This is a genomic window from Proteiniphilum sp. UBA5463 (genome assembly GCF_002427225.1).
Lineage (GTDB): Bacteria > Bacteroidota > Bacteroidia > Bacteroidales > Dysgonomonadaceae > Proteiniphilum > Proteiniphilum propionicum.
On sequence record NZ_DIQL01000038.1, the window covers coordinates 19816 to 29745 of the forward strand.

Annotated in this window: 6 protein-coding genes; 4 read left to right on the forward strand and 2 right to left on the reverse strand. The window is 39.9% G+C overall.

Features of this window, described 5'->3' with window-relative positions; translation table 11 throughout:
* The coding region (locus B3B27_RS06190; protein WP_286847120.1) for a FadR/GntR family transcriptional regulator at positions 1-371 on the reverse strand (371 nt) is incomplete at its 3' end.
* A gap of 517 nt (positions 372-888) precedes the next feature.
* Between B3B27_RS06190 and B3B27_RS06195 the strand changes: the two genes are divergently transcribed.
* On the forward strand, positions 889-4011 hold the full coding sequence (locus B3B27_RS06195; RefSeq protein ID WP_286847121.1) for a family 16 glycoside hydrolase: 3123 nt from the start codon (positions 889-891) through the stop codon (positions 4009-4011).
* Positions 4012-4082: 71 nt separating this feature from the next.
* Here the strand turns inward: B3B27_RS06195 and B3B27_RS06200 are convergent, their stop codons facing one another.
* Positions 4083-6956 carry a PD-(D/E)XK nuclease family protein gene (locus tag B3B27_RS06200; RefSeq protein WP_286832891.1) on the reverse strand — a complete coding sequence of 958 codons (2874 nt, stop codon included), beginning with the start codon at positions 6954-6956 and terminating at the stop codon, positions 4083-4085.
* 176 nt (positions 6957-7132) lie between these two features.
* Here B3B27_RS06200 and B3B27_RS06205 point away from each other — a divergent pair, with 176 nt between their 5' ends.
* The 3 genes from B3B27_RS06205 to B3B27_RS06215 all read left to right on the forward strand — a co-directional run.
* A complete protein-coding gene (locus B3B27_RS06205) occupies positions 7133-7681 on the forward strand; it encodes an RNA polymerase sigma factor (protein WP_238867648.1) in 549 nt (182 codons plus the stop codon).
* 271 nt (positions 7682-7952) lie between these two features.
* On the forward strand, positions 7953-9140 hold the full coding sequence (locus B3B27_RS06210; protein ID WP_286847123.1) for a FecR family protein: 1188 nt from the start codon (positions 7953-7955) through the stop codon (positions 9138-9140).
* Between the two features lie 168 nt (positions 9141-9308).
* On the forward strand, positions 9309-9930 hold a 622-nt coding region (locus B3B27_RS06215), incomplete at its 3' end, for an STN domain-containing protein (RefSeq protein ID WP_286847124.1).

The window sequence follows — 9930 nt, forward strand, 5'->3', positions numbered from 1 at the left end:
TCAGGTGTAATTTTCCGGAATATCTCGCTGCATATGCCTATTTCCAGAACAATTCTAAATCCAAGTATATCAAAGAGGGTGTCCTCACTTAAAATTCTCGGATCCACCGCACGTTTCATTCCGCCAAATATAGAAGGTTCAGAAAGCAGCATGCCCCGTCGTGTGCGTGTCTCAACTATTCCCATCATCTTCAACCTGCTTAACGCCTCACGGACCACACTCCTCGATACACCCAGCGAGGCAGTTAACTCCATTTCATTGGGAATGGCATCTCCCTTTTGCAGATCCTTCTCCTTGAAATAGTTCAAAAGCTTGTCTTCGACCTGGTCCACCAGCGTGGTTGAATTGTTTTGTATCCTAAGTCTTTCCATTATAAGATTATTTTCAAATATATTGTCTTCACTTAAAAATGAGCGTTGTTTTCAGATAAAATGCATAACAGGTATTATTAATCTGATTTGTCTGACAAATGAAGCAACTTATATTATAATTTCAATAAAGATATTCAATTTTAACGTTATATTTACATATTTTTAACTAATATTTGTCTTATTGATTATTTGAATTCCAAACTCGGACTGCATAATTCCATGATTTTATAAATCACAAAAGGATTACTTATACACACGATGGGCAAAATTGCCATCGCATTCATTTATCTAATTTTTAAAATACTGATTCGCATAAATCACAAATTCTATTTACATTCATATGTTCTTTACATAAAAGAGTACCATTATTTTTCATTTTAATTGAACAATACTTCGGTATTTTTTTAAAAATAGTTCTTATATTTCGCTGGATATCAATAGATTATGGTGCTTTTTGGGGATCTGGCATAAATTGTTGACTGTCAGCATTATAAATGAAATTTTAACGAAGCATTAATTGAAACTATATGAAGTCTTTATTTATATCTATTCCGTTAACACTATTCCTTTTACATCTGACAGCCCAGGAAACAAAATATCCGGGGCAGGCTCCGATGAAACCCGCCATGACAGAGTACATGTGACCTCAACCTCAGGTAGTAACTCCGGCAGGTCATCTGAAAGAACAATTACGGCTCCTTCCGACGCTATAATTCTCTTTGATGGAAAAGATCTCTCACTATGGTCGGGTCCAAAAGGAAAGCCGGCAGAATGGACAGTACATGACGGGGTGTTCACTGTGAAAAAAGGGACGGGAGACATCCAGACCAGGAGTTTGTTCAACGATTTCCAGTTGCATCTTGAATGGCGCGTCCCGGAAGGAATTACAGGAAGGAATCAGGCGAGAGGAAACAACAAAAAGAAGGCACCTACAAGACACCGCCACGCGTTACATTTTTATAAAACGGCATATTGCTGCAGAATAACACCGTTATCCTGGGAATCAAAGAGTAAATTGGGTACTAAGCTCGCTAAGTTCAATTTGGAAGTGCAACTTTCGTGGGTTATTAGGAGAATTAAATGTAAATTTGTGACTTTAATGTTAAACAACAAAGGACAAACAATGGACAAATCCGCCAATTTCAAAAAACTTCTCCCCGATCTGATTGCGATTGTGGTATTCACCCTTATCTCATTCATCTATTTCGCTCCTGCGGTAATGGATGGGCGTGTAATCGCTCAGCACGATTCACTGGCAGCAATAGGACAGGGTCGTGAGCAACGCAACTACATGGAGCAACATAACGGTGAACGTTCCCGGTGGAACATCTCAATGTTCAGTGGTATGCCATCCTACCAGATGAGTCCGACCTATGATTCTTCCAAACCGCTGGATGCATCCAGGAAGGCATATTCTCTTTTCCTGCCAAACTATGTCTATCTGGTATTCATCATGCTGTTAGGATTTTATATTCTGATGCGAGCTTTCAGGGCATCACCACTTGTTAGCGCCTTTGGTGCTGTAATTTGGGCTTTTTCATCTTATTTCTTCATCCTTATTGCGGCTGGACATATATGGAAATTCATCACTCTGGCCTATATCCCGCCCACAATGGCCGGTATAATATATGCCTATAGAAAAAAATACCTGTTGGGGGGACTGCTTTTCATGATCTTCGTCGCGTTTCAGATATCATCGAACCATCTGCAGATGACCTACTACTTTCTGTTCGTGATGCTTTTTACAGTGTTAGCGTTCATGGTAGAAGCAGTGCAGAAGAAGCAACTGCCTGATTTTTTTAAATCGACATCGGTTTTGATTTTTGCCGGTATTATCGGCCTGGCTGCCAACACGAGCAACCTTTACCACACCTATGAATACTCCAAGGAGACCATGCGCGGAAAGTCTGAACTGACCACACATCACGGGATAGAGAACAAAACCGGCAACGGGCTAGAGCGCGACTATATAACTGCATGGAGCTACGGTATTGGCGAAACATGGACACTTCTTGTCCCCAACACCAAAGGAGGGGCATCCATTCCGTTGTCTGAAAACAATAAAGCGATGAGCAAAGCACGTCCAGAATACTATCAGCTTTACGGGCAGATAGGGCAATATTGGGGAGAACAGCCTGGGACATCGGGCCCGGTGTATGTAGGTGCATTTGTTCTGACACTGTTTATCCTGGGTCTTTTTATCGTGAAAGGTCCTGTCAAGTGGGCACTTCTGGCGGGAGCAATCTTCTCAATTATGCTTTCATGGGGGAAAAATTTCATGCCCTTGACCGATTTTTTTATCGATCACATCCCTATGTACAATAAATTCCGTGCTGTTTCATCAATCCTTGTAGTAGCAGAATTCTGCATACCTCTTCTGGCTGCGATTGCCTTGAAAGAAATGATACAAAAGCCGGAAAGAGTGAAAAACAATCTGAAATACCTCTATACCAGTATAGGCCTTACTGGAGGCATTGCATTACTTTTTGCCCTTGCACCCAAGTTGTTCTTCTCTTCATTTATTCCTGTTTCCGAAGCGGAAGCGTTACGGCAGGCTCTTCCTCCTGAACATATGCAGGCAGTGTTCAGCAACCTGACAGATATGCGAGTCTCGCTGTTCACCGCCGATGCGTGGCGCAGCTTTTTTATTGTCGCCATAGGAAGTATACTGGTGTGGCTATTTTTAAGTAATAAGATAAAGGCAGAATGGATGGCAGCAGGAATTCTACTGCTTTGCCTCACAGATATGTGGGACGTGAACAAGCGTTACCTGAACGACGGTGTCTTTGTTCCTGAAACAAACCAACAGCAGCTCTTTACAAAAACAGCAACAGACGAGTACATACTGCAGGACACAACCAAATATTACCGGGTATTAAATATGGCAACCAGCACCTTTAATGATGGCATTACACCCTACTGGCACAAGGTGATAGGAGGATATCATGCAGCAAAACTGCGCCGCTACCAGGATCTAATAGACGTACATCTTACCGGCGAGATGGCTGCCTTGCAACATGACATCATCAACACACAAGGTATAATGGACTCTGCAAATGCTGACGGATTCAAGGTGCTTAACATGCTTAATGCCAAATGGATCATCATGCCTGCACAGGGGGGAGGCACTATTCCGGTAGAAAATCCTTATGTCATGGGAAATGCATGGTTTGTTGACGATATTCGTTTTGTGGAGAATGCCGACGAAGAGATAGATGCCCTGAACGTCATCGATCTCAGGAAAGAGGCTGTTGCAGATAAAAAATACTCACATGTCCTGGCAGGATTTAAACCCGCACCGGCCGACTCATCATCAACCATTTATCTTACTAATTACGATTCCGATTTTGTAACTTATGCAGTAGATGCTAAAAAAGACGAGTTAGCTCTGTTCTCCGAAATTTATTATCCCAAAGGGTGGAACATCACTATAGACGGCGAACCGGCAGAGATGTTACGAGCCAACTATACACTTCGTGCATTACCCATTCCTGAAGGTCGTCATACGGTGGAATTCCGGTTCAATCCTAAAAGCATAAAAGTGACCGATACAATTGCTTATATAGCGATGTCGGTAATGCTGCTGACCGCGGCCGGCCTAATTTTTAAAGTATTGAAGAAAAGGAAAACTGCCATATAGAACAGGCATCTGTATATACAGAAAACCCATAATCAGTTCTAAAGGACAAGTAGCTCCTCCAGCCACAATATTCATCTGTTGCACACCCTCTTAAAGGCGCACCACTGACAGTTTTTTTCGTTCTTCGTTTGAGTAAAAGGAACTTGAGCATCAAATATTTCTTCCAGAAGAGAGTTAAAATAATTTCTGAATTCGGGCAGATATACGGAAATATCCTCAACGGGGTGATTACCGCACATAACAGCTGGATTAAAATCCTTGAACACCGAGCGAAGATAATACACCGCAAGCGAAAGTATTGCATCCGGATTTTCCATATTGTAAAACATCCCATACAGAAACACCTGCAATATCTGATGGGGACGGTTATTTTTAGATGCATCGAACAGTTGTAAAATATCTTTAAAGCCAGTTTCTCCCGTACCTGTCTTGTAGTCAATTATGCGATACCTTTCTCCTTTCCTGTCGATTCTGTCGATACTGCCTTTAAAATTGACCGATAACTCTTTGTTCACACGATAGGGCCTGTTGAACCGGTATTCTGAACCTATATACTCAAAAGGTGTAAACTGTTTGTCTGTTTCCAGCGTCTGTTTCACATAACTCCGCAATATCTCTCCTATTAAATAATGCTGCCCTTGCAGTGGGCGCGGGTTCTCTTCATCCATAAAATAGTAGCGGGCAAAAGCCTTTTCAAGTATAACAGTCAGATATTCATCGTTCCTTGTTATTTCCGTCAGCACATCTGGAGTAACCGTACACCCCCTGTACCTGTTATAGACAGCCTCCATCAAACGGTGAAAAATGGAACCGAACACATCTGATTCTACCGACTCCTGCACTTCAGACTCTTCCGAAAGTTCTTCAACAGCAATAAAATAAAACTTCAACGGACAATCTATATAGTTATTTACCAGTGTTGCCGACAAGAACGATTCCCCACCTGCTCTGAAAGCATCAAGCTTCTTTATTATTCCGGCTGTCTTTGTTACAGTAATCGGCATAATCATTGGTGCAGACACCTCATATGTAGCCACACGTTCCATAATATCGAACGCCTCCCGGTATAAATATTTCAACTGATAAAAATAGCGGCTTACCTCACCTGACTGCATCTCCTCGGTTCGGGTGTCATAAAGCATATACACCCGTTTGGCCCGGCTTATCATTCTGTAAAAATGGTAAGCATAGGTACTATCCTGATGCTCATAGGTAGGCAAACCGAATCCTTTTCGAAGAGTGTAGGGAATAAATGAGTTGGACGGATTTTTTAATGGAAAAACACCTTCATTCATTGAAAGGATAATCAGATTCTCAAAATCGATAGCACGTGTTTCCAGCACACCCATCACCTGCAGTCCCGACAAAGGTTCACCACTGAAAGTCACGTTAATGCTGCGTGACATTTTTTTAAGAAGGCTGAAGAAAGTTTCTGCTGTCATATTCTCCACCTCTTCCAGCTTGTCCTGCAGCCTTGTGATGCTCTTGTAGTATTTAACGATAAATTCTCTTTCCAGGTCTATTGAACGTGTGTCACCGGAAGGGTTTTCTTCGCTATTTTTCTCCTCCGTCAGGCTGTTATACAGATACGAAAGTATGCTTTTCAAATAACCAGGGATCTCCCTCCACAGTGTTACCGGCTGGAATATCTGTTTCAACAAAGGATGTGAAGGAATTTCAGATTCACTCGTCACAATTCGGTTATAAGTTATAATGTGATTTTTTAATGTCTCTGCCTCCATTGGTGCCGCCATCATCACCAACGGATGATTTAGTATTGACTTCACAAAACGGTGATAAAACACTGTTTCTCCGTTGCTGACACGCAGATTTATCTGTAAAAGCGTTATGTGATCTACCAGGCTTGCCACCGAAGCATTGGACAGGTTGTAACCCATGGTCACGTTTATCTTACCTATCTCTTCCGGAATAGAATATAGCACAGGAAGCAACAGGTTCTCATCTGGTAATACGATTGCAGTATTTATAGCTTCATCTGGATCTGGAATCTCTTTCGAATCGACCAGATTAGAAAGGATTTGGGCCACAAGCTTTGCCTGACCGGTACCTGAGGGGATTCCCACTAATTCAATTTTTGGTTTTTCGCTCTTCTCTGCCAAACCGTTAAACGAATATTTTGAAGGATACCGCAACAAATTTTCATTAACCCGGAGCGACGCGCGGTTTTTCTTGTCATGCACAAAAGGTGATTCATAATCCCAGTAAAAATCTGCCATACCCTGATCTCTCAAATAATCAAGCAGAATCATTTCAGAGGTTGTAAGTGCATTCAACCCTACAAAGACATAACTGTCAGTCAGCCATTTCCTCTCCGCCTTAGCCTTAGCCTGTTCAGCCACTTCTCTAAACATCATCCCCTCATAGGCTACTCCCTTATCCCGCAGTTCACCCCTAAAGGATGTGTACAGATCGTGCAGCACCTTCCATGTTTCCTGGAATTTCTGTTTTGTCACGTTACCCTCCACAGGCAAAAAATTCTTCCAGAAGCGGCGGATTGCATCAACCTGACTCTTGTTAAGGTGGGTAAGATCATCATCAAGCGACCTGAAATCATAAACATTACGAAAAAGCTGCCCGGCATCTGCCATATATTTATCCACATCATCGAAATCGTTCAGCAACATCTCACCCCAGTAGAGAAAATCATCGAACGACTCTGGCGAACTGCTGAGTTTACGAAAATGATCGTAAAGCACAACCAGCATCTCTATCTTATCTGCCGGTTGATATGAAGATAATGAAGAAAAAAGCTCCTGGATGGTTATTACAGTAGGAGAAAACAGAGGTTTAGTGGCAATTGAAGCGAGATATTTTTGAAAAAAAAGGCCCGCACGCCTGTTCGGAAACACGAACGTATGCTTGTAAAGTTCGTTACCGTATTGCGTGTAAAAAACCTGAGCCACTTTATACAGGAATGGTACCATAGAGCATTGCAAGTAGATTTACAAAAAAAGAGACTATGCAAAAGTAGGAAAAATAACCGAACGGTCCCGTTTATTCACCAAAGTTTGATATGTTTAATTTTCAAAGAATATTTTATTTTTATCACATTTTTTACTACTTTGCGAGCTGGTTCAAAAATTGAAACTGCAGAAAGATAATGATTCATTTTCCAAATATCGCTTCTTCTTACAATGAACACCTTGATACACTATACTCGTATGCATTGCATTTGGGTTTCGATGAACATACTGCTATGGATGCCATTCACGATGTTTTCTACAAACTATGCACACATCACTCTTCGTTAAATGAAATAAACAATCTGAAGTCTTATCTTCTCAGATCACTACGTAACAGGCTAATAGACATAAAGCGGATTAGCTGGGAAAATACCGTTCAGCTCACCACACATGACAATATGCAAGATATTCTACCTTTTCAGTTACAAGTAACTATAGAAGATGAACTGATCATGAAGGAAGATGCAGAAGAAATACGGCTAAAGGTGGAAAACGTACTGAACCGGCTGACAGACCGTCAGCGTGAAATCGTCTATCTGCGTTATATCAAGGAACAGAGTTATGAAGAAATTGCAGAAATTATGCAGATATCCATAGCCTCCTGCCGCAATCTGATCAGCAAATCACTCACCAAACTTAAAGAATGTTCATTACCAATCACTTTATTTTTTCTAATTATTCAGTAGCTCAAATATCACATATGATACTATTACAGTTATATACGCATAGCTTATTAATGCAAAAGTCCAGCAAATAAGTTTATGTAACACCTTTATTAACAATCTATCCTGTTATTGATAGCGAAATCATATTAAGAGCCCAAACTTTCAACGTTTTTTGTTAAAATTAAATAAATACCAACTTTTTTTGAAAAAGAGATGATGTTTATAATCCATGTTCGTCTTATTATATAGAATTATCCTGTAAAAAGGTTTAAAACATTTTTAAAAAGCATCTATGCAATTTAATAGAGATGATAATAACTTTATCCGATTTTTAAAAGATGAAAAATTCATCGAGTGGAAATTATTTCCAACAGACGAACTTAATAAATACTGGGAAGAATTTTTGCTACAATTCCCCGATAAACGAAAAGATATTAATATGGCGGAAAAGCATTTCCGTCATATTAAACTATCATCTTATAAACAATCACCTGGGAAAAAGCAGGAAGCAGCAAAACGTCTTGAAAAGTCGCTCCGCAGATATTACATAAAAAACAATGTGCGCCGTTTTGCTTTTGCAGCAGCAGCCTGTGCTGCTGTTCTGGTTCTGTCACTACTCTATTTACAGGAAAAACTGTATAAATCAAGAAATCAATTGATAACCTCCTCAGAATATATTGTAGGAAACGAGCTGAAGCAGGAAGATATTATGTTTATTACAGGAAACGAAACCGCTTCTTTCCAGCACAATATTGATATACAGATAAGTAGCGAAAAAACTGCGCAGATAAGAAGTGAATACCAAGATGCTGAAGAGATTTCTATCGAACAACACACAATGAACAAACTGATCGTTCCTTATGGGAAACAATCGAGAATTACGCTGGCTGACGGAACACAGGTGTGGCTAAATTCCGGCACCACCCTGGAATTTCCATCTTCTTTTACAAAAAATAAACGGGAGGTATATCTCACAGGTGAAATGTATATAGAAGTGGCTCCTGATAAAAACAGATCATTTTACGTACATACTTCCGACTTTAACGTAAGAGTGTACGGAACCAAATTCAATGCTTCGTCATATGCCGGTTCGCCTGCATCTGTGGTTTTGGTAGAAGGAAGCATCGGTTTACAGTCGGATGATGGTAAGCAGGAATTACGATTATCTCCCGATGAACAAGCAGTTTACTCTGATAACGGCACCTTTCAAACCAAAAGAGTGGATGTGCAACCATTTATTAGTTGGAAAGACGGATATTTAACATTTGAAGACACCCCTGTGACCGAAGCTCTGAAACAAATAGAAAGATATTATAACCTTTCGTTCAATTATGGCGATGAAGTCTCTTTTCAGGGAATTACATGTACAGGGAAGATCATCCTATCGGATAATCTAGACAATGTGATGACGGCTCTTACGTTGATCTCCGCCATGAAATACAAAAAGAAAGACAAACTTATATACATCTATAAAAAATAAACCATTAAAAAAATAATATGCCTATGAACAAATTATATATCAAAGTAAAAAATTAAAAATAAACCTACAATTAGCAGGTAAAAAAAAAGCCGGACGATAGTGCGAATATCGTCCGACCAAGTAATTCTAATTATCACGTATACCAATAATTAAAATCATTACAAAAATATGAATAAATATTCTATTGAAAGAGGAAAACCTTTCAATAATTTTAAACATGTCCTAAAAATCATGAGAACAACACTGTTCCTGTTATTTTTCTGCATCCTTTTTTCGCAAGCTGCCGATAGCTATTCACAGGAAACATCATTCACTCTGGATTTAAAATCGACCTCTATAAAAGAGATTTGTGAAGAGTTGGAAAAGAAAAGCGATTTTCGATTTATTTTCGCAGGAAATGTTAAAACGATCCTCAAGAAGAAGGTGAACCTGACTGTAGACTCCAAAAATATCGAAGAGATTCTCAATAGTATACTATCCAATACAAATCTAGTGTACAAAATATTAGAAGATCAAGTTGTTATTTATCAGGATGATGAAGAAGACACCTCTAAAGAAATTGAAAAAATACTTTCCGAACTAACTATACAACAACAAAGTACAGTTAAGGGCAAAGTGGTCGATCAACAAGGTGAGCCGCTTCCAGGTGTAACGATCACTATAGATGGTACACCTCGTGGAGTTATAACCGATATAGACGGAACATTTTCAATTAGTGCACAACCCAAAGATAAATTGGTTTTTTCATTTGTTGGGATGGAAGTTCAGACCGTTGAAGTGGGTATCAAAA

Bases quoted from the DNA above. Each gene is read 5' to 3' on its own strand.
- B3B27_RS06200 (WP_286832891.1), bottom strand. From the start codon at position 6,956: ATGGTACCATTCCTGTATAAAGTGGCTCAGGTTTTTTACACGCAATAC.
- B3B27_RS06205 (WP_238867648.1), top strand. From the start codon at position 7,133: ATGATTCATTTTCCAAATATCGCTTCTTCTTACAATGAACACCTTGAT.
- B3B27_RS06210 (WP_286847123.1), top strand. From the start codon at position 7,953: ATGCAATTTAATAGAGATGATAATAACTTTATCCGATTTTTAAAAGAT.